Below are 20,350 nucleotides of genomic sequence, written 5' to 3' on the forward strand. Positions count from 1 at the left end.
TTTGTTTATTTGACAGTGAATTGTTAAATAAATGTGAAAATATATTGAAAAATTATTACTTAAAAACGCTTCTTTTTATACTTTCAATTTTGCCTTTAAAGGCTCAGAATCTCGAGGCATCTTTTGTAGATCAGACAAATAAAAAAATTGATTCTCTTAACCGAGAGGGTCAATTTGAAAAAGCGTACTTGATTGGAAATGAGCTACTTCAAGAACTAATTGAGACAAATTCTTCTGAGGAGCTGATGGCAAAAACGTATTATACATTGAGCAATGTTGAAATTAGTCTCGGCGAATATGAAAAGTCCATTTCTACTTCGCATAAATCCTTGGCACTTTTTAAAAAAATAAATGATAGTCTTAAAATTGCATCAGCTTATAACAGACTGGGTGTAGGGTATTATTTTTTATACGATTATGACAGCACACAATTCTATTATAAGCGATCATATGACTTAAAAAAGAAATTGGGCGCTGAGGCCAATGAAATGGCAGTATCTGCCTATAACTTGGCAATTGCCTATGAAGATTTGAGTAAAATTGATGAAGCATTGGACTTGTATTTGGAAGCAGAAAAATTCTTGCTTAAAAATCCCGAGCGACTTTCTTTTTTATCCGATGTATATATTGGCTTGGCACATTTATACAATTACAACCAAGAAATTACTAAGGCTGAGTTTTACGCAGAAAAAGCAATGGATGTAGGTGTAAAATCATATGGAGAATTTAATCCAAATATGACTTTTGTGTATACCAATTACGCCAATATCTTATCTGTAAAAGGTAAATATAAAAGAGCCATAGAAATGCTTGAAAGAGCTTTAGAAATAAGAAAAAACACTTATGGTAATGACCATAAGTGGACCAGCGAAGCACATTACGATCTGGCGAGGGTATTAATGAAGGATGATCAACCTACAAAAGCAGAAAAACACTTGTTGGAATCTATTGAAATTGCAGAAAGGACAAACAACCTTCCCAATTTGGCCATGGCAAAAAACACTTTGGGAAAGCTTTATGTAATGGAGGAAATAAGCCCGGAAAAAGTAATCCCTTTGCTCGAAAGCTCAACCAAGATCAACAGAAAAATATACGGAGACACCTATTTGCAGATTGCAGAAAATTATTTGTACCTCGCTTCATTTGCTAAAAAGAACAAAGACGAAGAGTTATTTCGTCGATCTATAGACGAAGTGTATAAAAATGTGAATTATGAAGATAAAAATCTCAATTATGTTTATACGCCCTTTGAGATTTTAGAGGCTTTGAATTTAGAAGGAGAATGGCTTCTAGAAGAATATGAAGAAACGAAGGAAACAGCGCTTTTGTTTGAGAAAATGGAATTATTGGAAGAACAGCTCGAATTAATCGAGTTTGCCAAAAACAACTATTCTTCAGAACATGCAAAAATCTTAGTGGCCAATGATTATCATAAAGTATTTGAAGGGGGTATCAATACATGTTGGTTATTGTACCAATATACTGGAGATATGAAATACGCTGATAAGGCCTTTTCTCTTTCGGATAAAAACAGAAATCATTTGTTATTGCAGGGTTTTACTCAGGAGAAAATATGGAAGACATATGGAGTTCCTACTGAACTCTTAGAACAAGAACAAAGCCTTAAAAGAGAGCTGAGTGCTATGAATATGAATATCCATGATTTGAGAACAGGAGAAACTCAAAAAGAAGAATTGAGCAAACTGTTATCTGACAGACTTAGGCTAAATCGCAATTTAGATAGCCTGCAGAGAAGTATCAAAGAAAAATATCTCAAAGAAACAAAGCTTCCTAACCAAGAATTAACCCTTCAATTCGTTTCAGAAAATATCTCGGAAAATGCTCAGATGCTTAGTTATTTTTTAGGTGAAAAAGATGTTTACACCTTTTTTATCAATAAAAACAAATGGGATTTTGTTAAAAACATTGAGGCAGAAAAAGTAAGTAGTAGTATTGAAGAATTTCAATTGAAGTTGTTGCAAAAGGAAAACTTGACTGCTGTGGGAAAAACCTTATATCAGTTTCTCCTGGATGATAAAATTGATGATGGTAGATATGACTTGATCATTATTCCTGATGGAGAATTGAATTATCTTCCCTTTGAGGCATTAATTGATGGTCAAAACGAGTATGTAGTGCAGAATTTTAACATCAGTTATGCAAGTTCGGTTAGGTTGTTTTTGGAGGTAAATAGGCCTGAATTTACCTATGATTGCTCAAACTATTGGATTGGATATACGCCTGATTTTCAAGATGACAGAACTATTTCTGCAAGTTCTACTGAAGTCGAAAAAATCGGGCAACTGTTAAATGGATTTATTTTTAAAGGGGAAGATTGTTCTAAGGAGAACTTTTTTAAAAACAGCACTTCTTATTCCATTCAGCATCTCGCCACACATGGTGAGCTGGATTCTTTAGACTATACCATGAATAAATTAGATTTTTCCGGTTCAAAGCTCACTTCATCAGAGATCGCAGTTGCTGGGATTAAAGCGAATTTGGCCGTTTTAAGTGCCTGTTTTACTGGTTTTGGAACGATAGAAAAAGGAGAAGGCGTGATGAGTTTGGCAAGAGCATTTCACTTATCTGGAGTCCCGGCAATAATGATGAGTCTCTGGAAAGTTCCTGATAAAGAAACGGAAGAGTTAATGGTAAATTTTTATAAAGAACTCAAGAAGGGTAAGAATAAATCCTATGCCTTGCGTCAGGCTAAAATAAAATATCTTGAAAAGAATAAAGACCCTAATTTGGCTCATCCCTATTTTTGGGCTGGCTTTGTGATTAATGGGAACACCAACCCTTTGCCTCAACCTTTTTCTTTAAATTGGTATCTATACGGCGGGGTTTTCCTATCACTTTTCCTCCTGATTTTAATTTTTAAAAAGATAAGGTCTTAAGCCTGCAATTTGGCTAAAATGGCTTTAGCCTCTTCTTTTTTGTAAACGCAATCAGGATTACTTACCACAACTAAGAACTGAGAAATAGCTTTTTCTATTTGATCATCTCCCAAATAGGCCAAAGCTAAATACCAGTTGGCCTTGGCATTCCATTTAAATAGGGCATCTGCTTTATCAGGTCGGGTAGCGAGGGGGAGCAGAAGCTCTATAGCCTCTTCATTTTTATGAAGAGACAAATACGACATGGCTTTATAAAACTGAACGTATTCCTGATCTTTTGGTTGTATAGAATTGAATAAATTGATGGCTTTGTAATATGCTTTGTTTTCGTATGCCGAAAAAGCCTTTGTTTCTATATCTTCAGAAGTGGCTCCTCGCTCAATGGGCTTAACCACGTTGCGGTATGGCTCAAAATTAGATGTGAACAAGTAATCGGGTTGCTGGGTTTTATAATTGTGATAAAAAGTGTATCCCAGGCCAAAGAGTAGGGCAATGCTTGCAGCAAGTAACCATTTTTTTAAGGGAATTACTCTTTTTTTGGAATAGCTTTTCTCCAATTCTTGAAGACCTGCTTTTATTTCTGCTCTTTGTTGCCTTTCTAAAGCCTTTTTCAAGTCTTTCTGAAATAAAAACTCCTCTTTAAAATCGTAATCATTTTGTAATAATTTTTCAAAGAGTAAAGTTTCTTCATTATTTAAGGAATTCGAAAAATACTTTTCGATTAATTCTTCTTGTTCCGGATTCATAATATAAGATCTTTAAGTTGCTTAAGGCAACGTGATTTTTGACTTTTTAAGACATTTTTACTGCTGTAATCTAAAATCTCTGTAATTTCATCCAAGCTATAGCCTTGCAAAAACGACAATTTTAATATTTCCTTGCAACGGTCTCCAAGTTTTAAAAACACTTTTTGTAGCTGCAATTCTCTTATTGATGGTTCTTCTTCAAATAGGTTAACATACAAAACTTCATCAGTTTCTTCAATTAACACATTTTTAACATCTCTGCTCCTTTTTTCCTTGCGCAAATGCTCTCTAATTTTATTTTTTCCAATAGAAAATAAATAGGTTTTTACAGAACAAGATAATTTCTTGAGGTGGCCTTTATAAATATTATCTCTAAATACAAGTATAGATTCTTGATAAATATCTTTCGCATCTTCTTCATCTAAGCCAAATCCGACAGCATAATGTAGAAATGCCTCTCTGTGATCAGAATAAACTTTTTGCAATGGAAGGGGATCTCCTTCCTTGATACTTGCTATAATCTCGTCTGAATCAGAACGCTCCATTCAATAGTTAAAATAAATTTCCCTTTTATTTTTCTTTAATCAAAATTGATTTATTTTTTTGAAATAACAAGCAATTTATTTAACAAATTTTGATTTCGAGAGGAGGTAAAAAAAACAAGCTAGGTTGATGAATTATTGACCATTATTAAAGGGGTTTATTTATTTTGAAACGCTTAAAAATGGCAAAAAAATCGTACTACATAAATCTAGAAATCAATCTACAACATTTGGGTTTTTCATCAATTTAAATTTATCCATAGGCATTTGTACGAAATTTTCGATGAGTGCTTCAATATCTCCCTCAACAACAGATAAATCTTCCCGAATTAATTGGATGATATTATCCAAACTCACAAAGTAATCTTCAAAATTATCAACGGTTAAAGGCTCTTTTAAAGCGGCATAATCAAAAGAAAGGTAATTGCGATTTTCATTAAAGAATTGTACAAAATGTTCGATTTGTTTTTTCGTCATACTTCTGGCATACAAGCAACCATAAATTTTGAGCTGACAAACGAACTGAGAAAACCCTGAGACCAATAGAGCACTGGCAACTAAGGCAGCCTCACCAATCTTGTTTTCTATATGTTGAATTTCTTTTTGGTCGATAATATTGTCATCGTCCATTTTAAAAATAGCCTTTAAGATGGATTGATATAGTTCAATTTTTTTATCGAACAAACGCTTAGAAAATTCACTTTCCTTTTCATCTCTCGATTGGATTTTCATCACCACCATCATGGCAGCCACCGTAAAGGAGGCCCCTAAGGTAGCTGCAAGAATTTCTATGGTAAAATCATTGACGCCATATCCAAAAAAAGTATGTAAAAACAAAAATGCGAAAACGGCAAATATCGCTGCATACAGAACAATTTTAGTATCTTTTTTTTGCAATAATTTATCTTTCATCATATGATTAGTATTATTATTTATCAAGGTCATACTCAACGAGTAGTTGATTCCATTTATCAGTCTCTTTTAAATGAAGTAATTTTTCGTTGACCTCATCCCTCCTTTTTAAAGGAAGTTGCTTTGACGCGCCAAAACCATACATAGATTCATTAAACGAAATATTTAAGATAGTCCAATTTTCATTGGGCTCATTTTGAACTGTAAATTGTAAAAGGGGTTCATCATAGGCAACCATGTCAATCTCATTTTCCCTAAATCCATGAATTAATTCTTCAAAAGATTCATAGGTTTTTACATTGGAAAAGAAATGATTTGTCAACCAAGTTTCGGTGGCCGAATTATTTACAGTGCCAATATTTTTTTTTCTAAAGTTGTGAATGTCATCAACGGTATAGGTTAACTTATCAACAGTTAAGGAAGAGGTTATACTCGCAGTTACACTCGAAATCAAGATAAGCCCGGCAAACATCCAGATCAAACCAATCACTCTTCCGCCCACAGTTTTTGGAGATTTATCTCCATAACCTACGGTAGTCATAGTTACAGCAGACCACCACAGTCCATGCCATATTCCCCTGGAATCGCTGCTAAATTCTTCCGAATTTTTCTTTCGTTCAAAATACCACACCAAGACACCAAAAACAAATAATAATAGAAACAAGGTCAATAGAATTTTAAAGAAAGACCAGCTAAATACAGAGGAAAGAATGGTTAAAAAACGCTCTTTATTTGTGATGGCATGTACCATAAAAGTCGAATTACTTATGTAATAGGGGTAAGTAAACATTATATAGTCATTTCTTTCACTGGTAATTGTAAGAGGAGAAATGACCAAATCAATTGTTCCTTTTTTTAAGCCGTTTAACAAGCTATCTAAAGGTAGTTCTCTGTATTTATAAATGGTGGTTTCCTCTTTGATAAGTTCTTCCCACATCCAATAACTTAAACCTACAAGTTTATCATTGTTCTTATAAATAAAAGGAGGGTTAATACTATAGCCAATAACAATCGTGTCCTTTTCAGTCAGATCAAAGTTTTCCTGAGCAAAACTAAATTGAAGAAACAAGCTAAATACAAAAACAAAAATATTTTTGGCGGACATAATAAAGTGTCTAAAAAAATAAAAATAGTGAGATTAAATAGATACTCATTAAAAGTATGGGCCAATAACTCAATTTAAAGATAAGATTCTCTTTGTATTCTAAAATTGGATATTTATTGGTTTTTAAAAATAACAACACGGCAGACGACATAATAACGAGCATGAAATACATCACAAAATAAAAAGTTTCTAGATAAGTAAGTCCCGGAGTTTCAATATTCGATCTCAGCTGTATATGCGATAATAATAGAACAAAAAAGAACCCACCAGCCGCTTGAATAATACTCAAAGAACTTCCCTCTTTAGATTTATCCTCTTTTTGACTCACTGTGAAGGGCAATAGGAAAATAAGCATAGCAACGATAAGAATGGGCACTACATAGGTGATGATAGAGCTAATAATGACATTTTTGATCAAGACATTATAGGTTAACACAGATGCTTCTTTTAAACCATTAAATTCTGAATTCCCTAAATCTGATCTGAAATTATGTTCGTTAAATGTAAAAAAGGAAGATAGAATTTTGGAATCTGGCATATAAATATCGTCGCTAATACCTGGTTTTAAATACGGATCAGTAAAGTCATAGGAGCCTAAATCGGGGGTCAATATAACATGTTCATCTATATTGGGATACGTCAATTGTAGATCCAATCTTTTGGTATTTAAAGGATATTTTAAGTAGTTGAAATCAAATTGTAAGGTGGCATTAAAATCATATCTGTACAACCAATAATCATCTATTTTCTTTTTAAACATGGGCCTAATTCTCACCGAGATACCGGTCGCAGAAGCTTGTGGAAACACAAAGTTGAAGTCGTTTTCCGAAGTAAATCCGTCAGGTATTTTTTGCCAAATTTTTCCTTGAATCGCTACGTCATAAGCATTTTTTAAGTCGATATCATATATGAATATGCCTGTGGGGATTTCTATAAACTCTTGTTTGGGATTGAGTTGTTTTAATTCTACATTCTTTTTGTTCACATAATTAATGATGCTATTTTCACCTAGTACTTTAGATTCTCCATAAAACCTGTTGTTGGTGTCGTGTGAAATATAAATAATCCAAATAAAAATAATATTGAAAAGTAAAATCAAAGCCGTCAAATTCGAGAATTTCCAGAGGTAATTGGTTTTACCTGTCCAAACCTTAAAATATATGAGTAGTAAAAGGATAAGCGAAATACTTAAAAAAATAGTCAAACGTATAAGTTTCTCATTGCCTTCTCTGGTATAATTGATCAGATCTTGTTGAGGCAGAACAACCACCAGCACCCATTCATTTTTTAAATGAGAATAATAGTAGTTGGCTTCCTCCTGAGCTATTTCACTGTAGACACTTATTTGGCCTTCTTCCTTCTCAAAAATTTCTGAAAAAGCCGGGTTATTTATTAAATCTTGATTAAATTTTTCTGGATCGGTTAATAGTGCAGTACTGGGATGTGAAATAAGGTATTTATTCTTATTGACAATAAAGGCAAAACCGCTCTTGCCCATGGTAATTTTATGCAGATATTCATTAATATAGGCTGAAGAAATCGTTGATGAAATAACACCCCCTATTTCTTTCACGCCTTGTTCCTTTGTTCGATAAAAAGGAATGCCGTAATCTAGAATTAACTTCTGCGCAACTTTACCAATATAGGGATCACTCCAATTTCCTTTTTGTTTTTTTATAACCTCGGTATACCATTTTGCCGTTTCAAGAGAATCATTTGTATAGTCATAAGACTCCTCAACATACGATATTTTATTCTCAAACTTAGAATAAAAAGGCGCATATAATACTTTTGATTCATTTGCGATTTCTGGCTCAAAACCAACCGTGACACCAATGCTAAAGTCATTCTTTTGAGCTTCCCTTTTAATCAGGTTTTCTAGTTCTTTCTTAGAATAGGCTCTTTTAGAAAGAAGTTCAGATAGATATATTGAGTAACTTTCAACGGAATCTATTGCCGCTTGCAAGGCTACTTTAACCTCATCTTTTTTATTGATTCCATTTTCATAAGATAGTCTGTCCTTGTCTTTATTGAATTTTATATAATCAAAAAGAGAATATAAAAAAAGACTAAAAAAAATAGCCAAAATGGCGAGGTAAAATGCTTTATTCTTAAACATGGAAGTGATTGGCAAGATTTGTTTATTGCATAAATTTAATAAATGTTAAGTTTATAATGACTTACGATGGGATTATTTCTTAATTCGTCATGATGTTTTCAGAAATATCTAAAAATCATATCATGAAAAAGACTTTTTATAATTCCTTATAACCGCGATGCCATTAGCTCTAAATAGCTTGCAAAATAATTTTGGAAATCACATGGTGTTAAAAAATGGGAAAGTAAAGATTCGTGGTTGGTAGACCAACTTGTTTTTTTCAAATAGAGTTATAAGACGGTACATTCATCATTTTCATGCAGGCCCTAGAATTGTGATAAGGGGCTTTCCAAAAACCCAATTTATACATAGAAATATTCGGTTCTTTCTGTTGATTTACGCTCCAGTACCATTCGCCGTTTTTTGGATCGATGACATGATCTTTGGTAAAATTCCAAATCTTGAGGGCTTTGTTTAAATAAATTTCTTTTTTTGAAATTTCATAAGCGTAGTTTAAACCTACAATGGCCTCTGCCTGTGGCCACCAGTGTTTATCAGTATCGAGCACTTTACTGCGCAGGTTGTATTCGTAATAAACACCTCCGTCGCTATCCATTCCCTCCGCAATAAATGTGGATGCGACTTTAAGTGCTAGCCCTTTAGCCCTATTCAGCAATTCTTCATTACCAATTACCTTCGCGGCTTCAATGAGAAGCCAGACTGCCTCGATATCGTGCCCATAAGAGACAATTTCACCTTTAGTCTGCCATTTTTCGTCAAAGAAAAGTTGAAAATGATTTGTTTCAGCATCGAAAAATGTGTCGAGAAAAAGCAAAATCAATTCTTCTAATCTTGTTTTTAAAAGATGAGTTGGAGCAATTTGGTAAAGTGTAGTATATGCCTCCAGAACATGTAAATGCGTATTCATGGTTTTGGCTTCATTGGCATCTTTCGCACTCAAACGCATGTCAGAAATGAGATTCCAATCTCTAGAAAATGCTTCTGTATAACCACCGTATGTATTATCATAGGCGTGTTTCTCTATCAATGCAAATAAATCAATAGCCCAATTCAGTGCTTGTTTATTCTTATTGAATTTCACATATTCAGACAAGGCATAGACCATAAAGGCTTGTGCATAGACCTGTTTTCTGGAATTAATTTGATTTCCTTGAAAATCGAGTTCCCAAAAAACACCACCAAACGCTTTATCTCTGAAAAAAGTATATACATAATCAAAGCTACGGTCGCAGATCTCTGCGAAACGATTTGATTTTAGATGATTTGACGCAGCCGCAAACGACCAGAGAATTCTGGAATTTAAAATAATTCCTTTGTTGCTTTTTTCTATAGGATGGTTGTAAAAATCTCGCTCCCCAATAAACCCTCCATGGTCTTTATCCAGACTAAAAACTTGCCAATAATTCAAAATACGCTCCAATTCGGCACCCATTTCTTTGGCGAGTATTTTTTGAGTTGGATGCATCAATACAAGCCTTTATTTTTTTCGATTAATTCAAGGATATTTTCTACAGAACCAGAGGAAGTAAATTTGTCCTCAGGCGTGTTCATCACATAATCCAACAAGCGATCTACATCAGAAAGCGCCACATGCATTCTAGTGTCTGAAGAAGCGTAGTAGATATATACTTTGCCATCGTCATCTTTGATCCAGCCATTACAGAAAAGCACATTAGATACATCCCCAAGGGTTTCTTTGTAGTTCGGGGCCATAAAATATCCCGCCGGATGATGGGTTACTTTGGTGAGGTCATGTAAATCCGTCATAAACATATACAAAGTATAGCGCAAACCGGCAGCAGTGTTTCTAACGCCATGGGCCAAATGCAACCAACCTTTATCAGTTTTTATCGGCGCAGGGCCTTGTCCGTTCTTGAGTTCATAAACCGTGTGATACTTTTTGTTTTGGATAATTTTCTCCTCCTTTACTATAGGATTTTCCATGTTGTCGACATAGCCAAAACCGATACCTCCTCCGGCTCCAATATCGATAAATCCGTCTTGAGGCCTGGTATAAAGTGCGTATTTCCCATTGACATATTCAGGATGCAACACTACATTTCTTTGTTGCCCTGTATTCGATACCAAATCCGGAAGTCTATCCCAGTGGAGTAAATCTTTGGTTCTTACAATTCCGGCATTGGCAATGGCAGAACTCGTGTCACCTTGTGGGGCTTTTGGATCTTTTCTTTCAGTACAAAATATACCATAAATCCAACCATCTTCATGTTGCGTTAACCGCATATCATAGACATTCGTATCAGGATGATCTTGAATTTGTGGAATTACGATGGGCTTTTCCCAAAATTCAAAATGATCAATACCATTTGGACTTTCTGCTATTGCAAAGAAAGATTTTCTATCGGCACCTTCTACCCTCACCACCAAAACGTATTTATCCTTCCATTTGATGGCGCCGGAATTGAAGGCAGCATTAACGGAAATCCTTTCCATCATAAACGGATTCGTCTTTTCGTTAAGGTCATATCGCCAGTGCAATGGTATGTGATTAGCCGTTAACACGGGGTTTTTATATCGATTAAAAATACCATTCCCTTTTTTTAAAGGTTTGTTCTTCAATTGTAGTAGCTTCTTGTGCTGATTTTTAGTATGATGAAATGGATTGATTTTCATAATGTAAATAATTAACAGATAAATAATTCATGAAGCAATTCAAATTATTCAAGAGGCTCCTCGAGGGTATTCCACCAATACTTCTTCAATAAAAATGAACATACTATTAACACGATTATCAATACAATAAAAGGTGTTCCTTGCCTAAAAACCAAATACATAGGAAGTAAAACCAATACGGTTTGGGCTATAGTGCCAATAAAGACATTCAACATGTCTCTTTTAAAGTCTTTGTTCTTCTTGAGATGAGGTTCTTCTGCTAATAATTTTTCCTCAATGGGTTTCCAAAAACCCCATGGGCGTACATTTTTGTAAAATGATTTTAGCACATTTTCATCAGTTGGAGGTGCAGAGTATGTACCAACCCAACAACCAATAATAGAGGAAATTAATAAAATGGGAAAATAGTAAAGATCTAAGGTGTCTTTAAGAACCACAGGGAGAATTAATGCAGGTACCATTCCGGCAACCATTCCCCAGAAAAATCCTTGCCCATTAAACCTCCACCAATGCCATTTTAAGATATTAGCCACTACATAACTTCCAAATAGAGCAGAAACAAGCCATTGTAGAATGGAATTTACATCTTGAACGAAAAAGCCCATCACAATACTTATGGTGACTACTAAAAGTCCGGACCCGTAATTCATCCATTTAATTTGGGTTGCCGTTGCCTCTGTTTTTTTGTTATTGAGATAAATATCATTGATAATATATGCTTGGGCTGCGTTTAATGTCCCTGCAAAGGTCGACATAAAGGCGGCCAGTAATCCGGCCAAAAGTAAACCGAGTAGACCCACAGGCACAAAAACTTTGATCGCGGAAGGTAAGATCAACTCAAAGTCTATATGACCGGCAGGAGTAAGTAGGTCTAGTTTTTCATAATAGACCAATGCCAAGGCCGCAAATCCTGCGATCATTAAATAGCGAATGGGCATGAGGACTACAGACACAAAACCACTCATTTTCGATGCTTCCTGAGGGGATTTGGTAGATAGTATTTTTTGCATGTCGTAATTAGGAGCCGGACCGGCTAAACTCACCAGAATACCTTTAAAGACCATCATCATAAAGAAGATGGTAAACAATTCATATCCATCTGATCTAATCTTATCATTAACTTGAGGAATAACATTGGTCCAATCCATATTGAGTTCCCAACCAAAAAAAGGACTCATCCATCCTTCAGGCACATTAAGCTTGTTTTCTCCAATGGCTACAAAACCCAAATAAGCGATCACAATAGAAGCGATGGTCATGATGGTAAATTGAATCACATCGGCCCAGACAATACCTGACATTCCCCCTAATAAGGAATAAAAAATAGCGAAGAGGGTAAAGATGATACCATATAAATGAGGTACGTATTCCGGGTTTACAGCAAAAGGCACATAGGCACTTACACTTTCCCAGGGGATAAAGATCTCAACAAATTTGCCTAAACCTATAAAGCCGTAAGCCAAAAACCCTAAACAGCTCAATAGTGCAAAAAGCACAACGATGGTATGCGACATTTTTCCGCCTTTTCCCTTGCCAAATCTCGTTCCAATCCATTCTGCACCGGTGGTAACGTTTGACCTTCTCAACCATTTACTCAAATAAACCATTAGAAAAATTTGGTTAAAAACGGGCCATAACCATGGAATCCATGCACTTTTGATACCGTAAACAAACAGAAGTGTAACTAACCAAATTGTACCCGAAATATCAAACATACCGGAAGCGTTGGAAAGGCCAAGCATATACCAGGGTATCGATTTACCGCCGAGTAAATAATCGTCTTTACTTCTTTGCGCTCTTTTTCTTAAGACGAGCCCTATCACTACAATCGAAATGAGGTAGGCTAAAATGATGAGTAGATCAGCGGTGTGTAAAAATTTCACGTATCAATGATTTAATGGATTAATATCTTCTAAAAATAGAGTTTTGGGAAGTTGCTCGAAGTATTGAAAATCTGCTTCTTCCGGATGTCCGGGATAAGGGACATAATGATGCTCTGAACTAAAGTTTCTCCAAAATAGGACCCAGGAAATTCCTGAATCTTCAATGGCGGGATATAACACCTCCGAATACCATTTTTTGGTTGGAATCTGCTCCAAACCTGTTTCTGTAAAGGCAAAAAGTTTGTTTTTTTTATGGGCGATGGATGCGACAAGCGCTAAATCACTTTTTACAGATTTCACATAGTCTTCTGCATTTTTAAAATCATAAATATCTATGCCAAGAATATCCACGAAATCATCTCCGGGATAGTATTTGAGATACGCATCGTCAGGATTTAATTTATTGGGTGAATAGGTATAGAGTAAATTGTGAAGCTGATGCTTTTCAGTAAGCGCAAAAAAAGTTTCCTTCCATAATTGAATATATTCCTCCGAGGTACAATGAGGATCTCCCCACCAAAACCAGGCGCCGTTCATTTCGTGAAAAGGTCTAAAAATGATAGGGATAGGTCTGTTGTCATATTCAAGGGTTTTTATAAATTCAGCAACTCTCGAAAGCCAAATGTCATACTTTTCCTTGGCTTTACCTCCGGAGATAATATGTCTGACGGCAGGAGTCTGATCCCAGGAATCTCCTTGTGTGATGGGATGATCTGCATGCCAGCTGATTGTTATCACCCCACCTTTGGCATAGGCATCAATGATCAATTTTTTCATTCTTTCAAAGGATACATCGTCTAAATTGTAAGCCTCCCCGTTTTCTATTCCCCCAATATCAAAACCGTATATGGCTGGAAATTTACCGGAAATTTTAAACACATCTCCGGTTATTTCGTTTGCATGATCTGAGCCATTCCATCCTACGCCATAGGCAGCCGCGTCTTGGTGACCAATTAAAAATCCTTTTGTTTTTGTGTTTTGAAGGGAATGATATAATTCTTTGGTTTCAATACTTAGTTTGTTGTCCGCAAATTGGGTGGTTTGTGCGATAGAAATATGTACCGAAGCGATTAAATACAAACAGAAAACAATAATTAATTTATTCATAAAATTTATATCGCGTATTTGGAAAAATTTATCATGTAAAATCAATAGCTCAACATTTTTTGTTTCCAAACTTTACCGTGAGGAGCAGGGGTAAATTCCCAGTCTTCAATAAGTCTGGGTGCCCAGTTTGTATCAAAAACCCAAACCACATATGAAATGTTTTTTTGATCGGCATAACTGGTGATCGCCTCAACATAAGTCGCATCACTTTTTACCGGAATATGAGCGCCTTCATAATCAGGGGCACAATAACCTATTTCAGTAAGGATAACTGGGTATTTATCTTTTACGTAACCCCAATCTTTGGTCCATTGTTGGGACCGCGCATCATTATTCTTCTGAGGATAGGGATGGCTCACATAACCAATATCTTTGTCTTTAATGGGATGGTCTTTTACCTCTGTCAAAGAATAGGCCCAATCAAAACCAGCTACCAAAGGAATTCCTTTGCCTCCATTCTGTCTGATCAAATAGATCATTTTTTCATTTAAATGTTTCCACTGCTCCCAGGTGAGTTTGCCGTATTGATCATTATTTGTTGTAGGTTCGTTAAATAACTCGTAAAAAGCAACAGTTGGATTTTCACCATATTTTTGAGCGATCACTTGCCAAAAGTCAAAGGTTTCCTTTTTGCTTGTTTTGTACATATCGTGCTGATACAATTCGGTCTGTAAATTTCCTATGCTGTGCCAATCTATGATTACATATAATCCCAGTTCCTCTGCCCAGGCAATGCCCTGATCTAAAAGTTCCAGATAAGCAGCTTCGCCTCTTTTTTGCCAAGCACTGGGGTGAACTGGAAACCGGACAACATTTGCATTCCAGCTTTTAATAGCTTCGAAATAACGTTTGTTCCATTGCCCTTCTCGCTCTAATTTGTCTGGATCACTTGCATTGAGACCTCTAAAAACAATTTTTTCTCCTTTGGAATTGATGAACTCATTATTTTCTACAGTAATTCTATCCAATTTTTGTTGAGCGATTGCACTCAATGAGAAAATAAATATGATAAAAAAAAGACCTGAAATTTTCATAACTTTTAGAGTTGATCAGGGACGAAGTTAAAGAACTTTTACATCACAAAAGCATACAATTTTCAAAAACACTAATCTAATTTTATCACATTTATAGAGATTGGTTAACGTGTTTAAAAACAAAAAAGACCCAAATTTCAATCTGGGTCTTTAACACTAATTTAAACTAACTTAATTAACGAAATTACTTTTGTATGATGGATGAATCTATCTCCAAATAGGTTCCTTTGAAATCCTGATTTAAAACAGACATCACTATTTTATCACTTTCCTTGTGGGGTTGAACTTCGATACTGGCTTTTCCATTCGACATGGAAATAATTTCACTTCCTGTGGGGGTGCCTTGGTTCTTGATCGTTTCTCCACCCGACAAACATTGAAAGTAAACCCTTTTTTCATAGTCCAGACAACGGAAACCATTTTTATCAATGGCCTCTGCCGTTACTAAAATATTACCATTGCTGAGTCTGGAATAATGAAGCGCCAAAGCCTTTGGCGATTCATTTTTCTGAAAGCGATATTGAACCTCCATTTCATCTCTGAATTCTTTTCCTGTTTGATCCTTTCCAATGGCAATTAAGGTATTTTTACCTTCTTGAAAGAGCAAATCCCAATTTAAGCCGCTAGCGGGAAAATTTTGGATATTTTTTTCCTTTGTACCAAGTGATTTTTCATTTAGAAAAAGCTCCACTTCCTTACAATTGCTGTAAACTGAAATATTTCTTTCCAGATTCTCCGGCCCCTGTCTTTCTGTCCAGGTATGAGATTCTATATAGACAAATGGTTCTTTAGACCAATAGCTTTTGAATACAAAAAAGGCATCTTTTGGATTTCCGTTTCTATCTACTAGTCCTTTTTGGTTCATATACGGAATATCATTTTCTGGTCTAAGTGGAGTGCCAAAATCCTTAAAAGCCCATTGAATATTTCCTGCAAAATCGGGATCAGATTCAGAAATTCTCAAATGCCAATCAAAAAGATCCACAATATAATTCTCACTCCAATCACCAATTTTCGCAATATTGTCTACCTGAGTTTGCACAATTTCTTCTTCCCAACCTTCCGATTGGATGACGCCTTCTCCGGTGATGGGATTTTCACTGTGTCTGCCCATATGACTTGAACCGCCATATTCAGCATGGATAAAATGTTTGTATTCTTTTTTATAGGTGTCTATGGCTTTTTGGTAACTTTTATAGCTGCCAGAATACCAGCCAGACCAGATAGAGGGCGAAAAAACATCAACAATATCTGCTCCTTCATAATATTTTCGAATCGCCGTTTTGCGGTATGGATCGAGCTCATGTGCGATTTGGTTCAATTGTTCCAAGAAAGGGTTGATCAAATCTGGATTGTCTCCGTTTTCAAATTCAGGTAACCAATACATTTCATTGCCCAAAGACCAAATAATGATACTTGGGTGGTTGTAATTTTGTTCAATCATTTCCTTGAGCAAACGTTTGGTGTTTTCTTTCCACGGCTCATTTCCCACACCGCCTCTACACCAGGGTAATTCATCCCAAACCAATAAACCGAGTTCGTCGCAAGCTTTATAGACTTCCGGATCCTGAGGATAATGGGCTAATCGGACAAAATTTGCTCCCATCGATTTAATCAATTTTAAATCTGCATAATGTTGTGCATTGCTCATGGCAGCTCCCGTTCCTGCATGTTCTTCATGACGGTGAGTTCCTCTGATGATTAATCTCTTACCATTTAAGTAAAAAGGTCCATGGTCTTTAAATTCGAACCATCTAAAACCAAACTTTTCTTCTTTTCTATCGACTACTTTACCCTTCTCAGTTAAAAGAAAAGAAACGGTATACAGTTGCGGGGTCTCGGTGTCCCATAACATAGGAGAGGAGATAGGTTTGAAATGAATTTCGGTAGTTTCACTCGAAATCGAAACGGTTTTTTTAGCTACTTGTTTACCTGTCGGATCAATAATAATACTCTCTAACTTTAAATCTTTAGAACTAAGATTTTCTACTTGTGCTTTGATTGTTAAAGTTCCTTTACTCTTTGAAACACTTGGCGTGGTTATTTGTATTTTTCCGAGGTGCTCAACAGGTTGAGTAATGAAATATACATCACGCGTAATTCCACCGTAAATAAAAAAATCGCTTTGTTGTGAAGGAATGATTTCAGGATTGTATCCATTGTCAACCCTTACCAAAATTGTATTTTCACCTTTTATCAGGAATTTAGTTATATCAATGGTGAATCCAACATATCCTCCAATGTGCTTACCTGCAAATTGATTATTGATATATACTTCCGAAACGATATTGGCTCCCTCGAAGTACAGTTGATATAATTTTTCTGTCAAGACAGCATCCATATAGATGGTTTTTCTATACCATCCTGCATCTCTTCTGTAACCGGGCTCTGCGTCTACAACATCCTCAGCATTCCAGGTATGAGGTAAATTGACAGATTCCCAAATATAATTTTCTGATGAACTCAGTTCTTTTACACCATTTTCTAAATAAGCCCATCCTTCATTCATATTGACGACTGTTCTTATGTCCTCCTTTTTTTGACCGTGAATCGCCAAAGTGAATATCAATAACAAGGAGAGAAGACCCTTACAATTGTGAGGGTGAAAGTGATTGTAAAGAGAATTCATGTTATAAGTCTTTTTGTCTGATTAAGGCTTCTAAAAAGTAATAATCAGCATAAACAATAGGTTCATCCATTTCATCTTTTTTAGGCCAATTTCCTGTGCTGTGCTTTAAAATAAAAGGAGCTTGAATGCTCGCATCAAGCAAATATTCCTCTGAATTAAGCGAGGCTAAGACCTTATTGGCATAATCTAGATAAACCTGTTTTTTTGTAATGGTAAATAATTCTAATACAGCGGAAGCGGCAACGGCTGCAGCCGATGCATCTCTTTGTGCATTGGGTATGGCAGGATCGTCAAAATCCCAGTAAGGGATTCCGTCATCAGGCAAATTTGGATGTTCCATAAAGAATTTGGCGGTAGCTTCTGCTTGCGCTAGATAGTCAGGATTTTTAGTAAATCGATAGGCCATGGTAAACCCATAAATACCCCAACTTTGCCCTCTGGCCCAAGAGGATTCTGTGCTAAATCCTTGATGTGTATACTTGTCATTAACCTTACCCGAAACAGGATCGTAATCAACCACATGAAAAATACTGTGATCAGGTCTTACATGATTTTTTAGGGTTGTATTGGCATGGTTAACCGCTATTTTATGATAACTGCTATCTCCTGACATTTGAGTGGCAACAAAAAGCAATTCCAAATTCATCATGTTGTCCACGATCACCGGAAAATCCCAAATATCTTTGTTAAAATCCCAAGATCTCAAAGAACCAACTTTATCATTATAGCGAGTACTCAATGTTTGCGCACTTTCTAAAATCACTTTTTTATAGTCTTCGTTCTTGGTAATTTCATATCCTTCTCCAAAACTACAGTAAATTTTAAAGCCCATGTCGTGGGTGCCGGCATTGTACTTTTGATCTTCCATCAAAGCGGTCCATTCCATAGCTTTAGTTTTAAAAGATTCCTCTTCAGTTAATTTATAGATGAGCCATAAATTACCTGGAAAAAAACCGCTGGTCCAATCTTTTGATGGAACCTTATGAATTTCTTGAGGATCTAAAGACATACTTCTTGGAAACCCCGCAGCATCTACGGGGTAATCCAATAAGTATTGAAATCGATCTTCTAAAACAATTTTCGATTCCGTTTTAGTAGTGGATGTTTCATTTTTTTCCTCAGACTTACATGAAAAAAACAGTAGTGTAAGTCCAAGGAAAATATAAATATGATTTACTTTAATCATGAAACTTATATAAAATTAGTAACCAGGATTTTGAGGCTCTAAATTTGGATTTCTAACTAATTCATCTGACGGTAAAGGCAATAAATAATCTCTGGCAGAACTAAAATTGGGTTGTGGCTCGAGTCCGTCTGGTCCAAAAACCTTGTCCCCTAATTTGCGTCTTGCGATATCATACCATCTTCCAAATTCAAAAGCCATTTCCCATTTTCTTTCTTCTAAGACCATGTCTCTGAATTCATCCTGAGATAACCCTGGAGCGACATCTTCTGGGAAGGCGGTCATGACACCCGCTCTGTTTCTGGCTCTAGCTCTAACTCTGTTTACATAACCAGCAGCTTCAGCTGATCCAGGCTCAATTTCATTAATGGCTTCTGCAGCAATCAAAAGAACCTCTGCATATCGCATCATCGCATAATTAGTACTTGAAGCGCGATAATTTCCATCTTGTGCTGCTCCCGGGAAACGAGTGTATTTTGCGATATAAGCGCTGGGAATATTTCTTGGATCGTAATCTGGGAACTTAGTGAAAGGCTGAGGGCCGTCTTTAAAAGTAGCGACAGTATCCAAACTCACCGCTTTTCTGTAATCTCTTCCATCCCATGTATTGTACACATTGATACCAGGGACAGCAACCGACCATCCTCCGCCATAGTCATCAATCTCTGCGCGAATTCCTGTTAAAGCACCTTGGTAATCACGACCGTTATCACCATTACTAAATCCGTTATAGTCTAAGCTAAAAAGAGATTCATTTAAACTATTTTGTTTATCTGCATTAAATAGATCTTGGAAATCTGCTGCTAGACCGAGGTCAAATCTCGATTCATTAGAAATAACAAATTTGGCTTCTTCAGCTGCTTTTGCATAATTGCCCATTGTTAAATGTACAGATGCTAAAAATGCTGCTGCAGTACCTTTGGTAGGTTTAGACCTGTTGGGTTGTTGGTCTGGTAACCATTGTTTTGCGAATTCTAAATCAGCAATAATATTTGCGTAAACTTCAGAGGCAGGTGTTTTTGAAATTTGTAAGGCTTCATCTATATTATCGGCAGGCTTATCTAAATATGGGATATCCCCAAAAAGTCTCACCAAGTGAAAGTAAGTAAAAGCTCGAACAAATCTCGCTTGGGCTGATACCGGATTTAATTGTTCTTCCGGAAAGTTTCCTGCAATAAGTTCTGCACCTGCAATCGCTTCATTGGTCGCTGCAATGGCTTGGTATGACCTTGGCCAGAACACCGTAATTAAACCGTTGTCTCCTAAAACTGTAAAAAAGTTATGGTCTTTTCTCCTTGCAGGTGTTCCTGCATCACCAATACCAACCATATCACTTCTTAGCATAAGACCAATAGTAAGTTTACGACCCCACCAATTTTCGTGTTGTAAATGTCCAATGGCCCCGTTCACCGCTGTTTCTACGTCCTTAGGAGACTGAAAGAATCCTTCAGGAGATAGAAGGCCAATCGGCTTTTCTTCTAAATCTGAGCATGCTAGAATCGATAAGGCTAGCACTGCAAATAAATATTTTATTTTTTTCATTTTACTATTTTTTAATT

The 20,350-nt window shown here is 36.0% G+C and carries 14 protein-coding genes; 1 reads left to right on the forward strand and 13 read right to left on the reverse strand.

What is annotated here, in order from left to right; translation table 11 throughout:
* Positions 1–44: 44 nt before the first annotated feature.
* A complete protein-coding gene (locus tag ACFQ39_RS05530; RefSeq protein ID WP_377176992.1) occupies positions 45–2,897 on the forward strand; it encodes a CHAT domain-containing protein in 2,853 nt (950 codons plus the stop codon).
* Here ACFQ39_RS05530 and ACFQ39_RS05535 read toward each other — a convergent pair.
* From ACFQ39_RS05535 to ACFQ39_RS05595, 13 genes are all read right to left on the reverse strand, one after another.
* Positions 2,894–3,643 carry a tetratricopeptide repeat protein gene (locus ACFQ39_RS05535; protein ID WP_377176993.1) on the reverse strand — a complete coding sequence of 250 codons (750 nt, stop codon included), beginning with the start codon at positions 3,641–3,643 and terminating at the stop codon, positions 2,894–2,896. The genes ACFQ39_RS05530 and ACFQ39_RS05535 overlap by 4 nt on opposite strands.
* Positions 3,640–4,188 carry an RNA polymerase sigma factor gene (locus ACFQ39_RS05540; protein ID WP_377176994.1) on the reverse strand — a complete coding sequence of 183 codons (549 nt, stop codon included), beginning with the start codon at positions 4,186–4,188 and terminating at the stop codon, positions 3,640–3,642. The genes ACFQ39_RS05535 and ACFQ39_RS05540 overlap by 4 nt, the downstream gene beginning before the upstream one ends.
* A gap of 213 nt (positions 4,189–4,401) precedes the next feature.
* Positions 4,402–5,100 (reverse strand): hypothetical protein, encoded by a 699-nt coding sequence (locus ACFQ39_RS05545; RefSeq protein WP_377176995.1) that lies wholly within the window; start codon positions 5,098–5,100, stop codon positions 4,402–4,404.
* Between the two features lie 13 nt (positions 5,101–5,113).
* Positions 5,114–6,202, reverse strand: coding sequence for a transporter substrate-binding domain-containing protein (locus ACFQ39_RS05550; RefSeq protein ID WP_377176996.1), 1,089 nt, complete (start codon positions 6,200–6,202; stop codon positions 5,114–5,116).
* A 10-nt stretch (positions 6,203–6,212) separates the two neighbouring features.
* On the reverse strand, positions 6,213–8,321 hold the full coding sequence (locus ACFQ39_RS05555) for a PDC sensor domain-containing protein (protein ID WP_377176997.1): 2,109 nt from the start codon (positions 8,319–8,321) through the stop codon (positions 6,213–6,215).
* 259 nt (positions 8,322–8,580) lie between these two features.
* Entirely contained in the window at positions 8,581–9,786 is a 1,206-nt protein-coding gene (locus ACFQ39_RS05560; protein ID WP_377176998.1) for an AGE family epimerase/isomerase, read from the reverse strand.
* Entirely contained in the window at positions 9,786–10,955 is a 1,170-nt protein-coding gene (locus ACFQ39_RS05565; RefSeq protein ID WP_377176999.1) for a glycoside hydrolase family 130 protein, read from the reverse strand. The genes ACFQ39_RS05560 and ACFQ39_RS05565 overlap by 1 nt, the downstream gene beginning before the upstream one ends.
* A 44-nt stretch (positions 10,956–10,999) precedes the next feature.
* On the reverse strand, positions 11,000–12,838 hold the full coding sequence (locus ACFQ39_RS05570; RefSeq protein ID WP_377177000.1) for a sodium:solute symporter family protein: 1,839 nt from the start codon (positions 12,836–12,838) through the stop codon (positions 11,000–11,002).
* A 3-nt stretch (positions 12,839–12,841) separates the two neighbouring features.
* Complete coding sequence (locus tag ACFQ39_RS05575; protein WP_377177001.1) at positions 12,842–13,945, reverse strand: glycoside hydrolase family 26 protein; 1,104 nt, start codon at positions 13,943–13,945, stop codon at positions 12,842–12,844.
* A gap of 41 nt (positions 13,946–13,986) precedes the next feature.
* Positions 13,987–14,979, reverse strand: a complete 993-nt coding sequence (locus ACFQ39_RS05580; RefSeq protein WP_377177002.1) for a glycoside hydrolase family 5 protein — start codon at positions 14,977–14,979, stop codon at positions 13,987–13,989.
* A 184-nt stretch (positions 14,980–15,163) separates the two neighbouring features.
* On the reverse strand, positions 15,164–17,608 hold the full coding sequence (locus ACFQ39_RS05585) for a glycoside hydrolase family 2 protein (RefSeq protein WP_377177003.1): 2,445 nt from the start codon (positions 17,606–17,608) through the stop codon (positions 15,164–15,166).
* Between the two features lies 1 nt (position 17,609).
* Positions 17,610–18,794, reverse strand: a complete 1,185-nt coding sequence (locus tag ACFQ39_RS05590) for a glycoside hydrolase family 88 protein (RefSeq protein WP_377177004.1) — start codon at positions 18,792–18,794, stop codon at positions 17,610–17,612.
* 15 nt (positions 18,795–18,809) lie between these two features.
* Positions 18,810–20,333 carry a RagB/SusD family nutrient uptake outer membrane protein gene (locus ACFQ39_RS05595; RefSeq protein WP_377177005.1) on the reverse strand — a complete coding sequence of 508 codons (1,524 nt, stop codon included), beginning with the start codon at positions 20,331–20,333 and terminating at the stop codon, positions 18,810–18,812.
* Positions 20,334–20,350: the final 17 nt, after the last annotated feature.

The organism is Namhaeicola litoreus (assembly GCF_042679565.1).
Lineage (GTDB): Bacteria > Bacteroidota > Bacteroidia > Flavobacteriales > Flavobacteriaceae > Namhaeicola > Namhaeicola litoreus.

What these genes read in the sequence shown, in the direction of transcription:
- ACFQ39_RS05555 (WP_377176997.1), bottom strand. Translation starts at nt 8,321, where the DNA reads ATGTTTAAGAATAAAGCATTTTACCTCGCCATTTTGGCTATTTTTTTT.
- ACFQ39_RS05590 (WP_377177004.1), bottom strand. Translation starts at nt 18,794, where the DNA reads ATGATTAAAGTAAATCATATTTATATTTTCCTTGGACTTACACTACTG.
- ACFQ39_RS05540 (WP_377176994.1), bottom strand. Translation starts at nt 4,188, where the DNA reads ATGGAGCGTTCTGATTCAGACGAGATTATAGCAAGTATCAAGGAAGGA.
- ACFQ39_RS05565 (WP_377176999.1), bottom strand. Translation starts at nt 10,955, where the DNA reads ATGAAAATCAATCCATTTCATCATACTAAAAATCAGCACAAGAAGCTA.
- ACFQ39_RS05595 (WP_377177005.1), bottom strand. Translation starts at nt 20,333, where the DNA reads ATGAAAAAAATAAAATATTTATTTGCAGTGCTAGCCTTATCGATTCTA.
- ACFQ39_RS05580 (WP_377177002.1), bottom strand. Translation starts at nt 14,979, where the DNA reads ATGAAAATTTCAGGTCTTTTTTTTATCATATTTATTTTCTCATTGAGT.
- ACFQ39_RS05585 (WP_377177003.1), bottom strand. Translation starts at nt 17,608, where the DNA reads ATGAATTCTCTTTACAATCACTTTCACCCTCACAATTGTAAGGGTCTT.
- ACFQ39_RS05550 (WP_377176996.1), bottom strand. Translation starts at nt 6,202, where the DNA reads ATGTCCGCCAAAAATATTTTTGTTTTTGTATTTAGCTTGTTTCTTCAA.
- ACFQ39_RS05575 (WP_377177001.1), bottom strand. Translation starts at nt 13,945, where the DNA reads ATGAATAAATTAATTATTGTTTTCTGTTTGTATTTAATCGCTTCGGTA.
- ACFQ39_RS05535 (WP_377176993.1), bottom strand. Translation starts at nt 3,643, where the DNA reads ATGAATCCGGAACAAGAAGAATTAATCGAAAAGTATTTTTCGAATTCC.
- ACFQ39_RS05545 (WP_377176995.1), bottom strand. Translation starts at nt 5,100, where the DNA reads ATGATGAAAGATAAATTATTGCAAAAAAAAGATACTAAAATTGTTCTG.
- ACFQ39_RS05560 (WP_377176998.1), bottom strand. Translation starts at nt 9,786, where the DNA reads ATGCATCCAACTCAAAAAATACTCGCCAAAGAAATGGGTGCCGAATTG.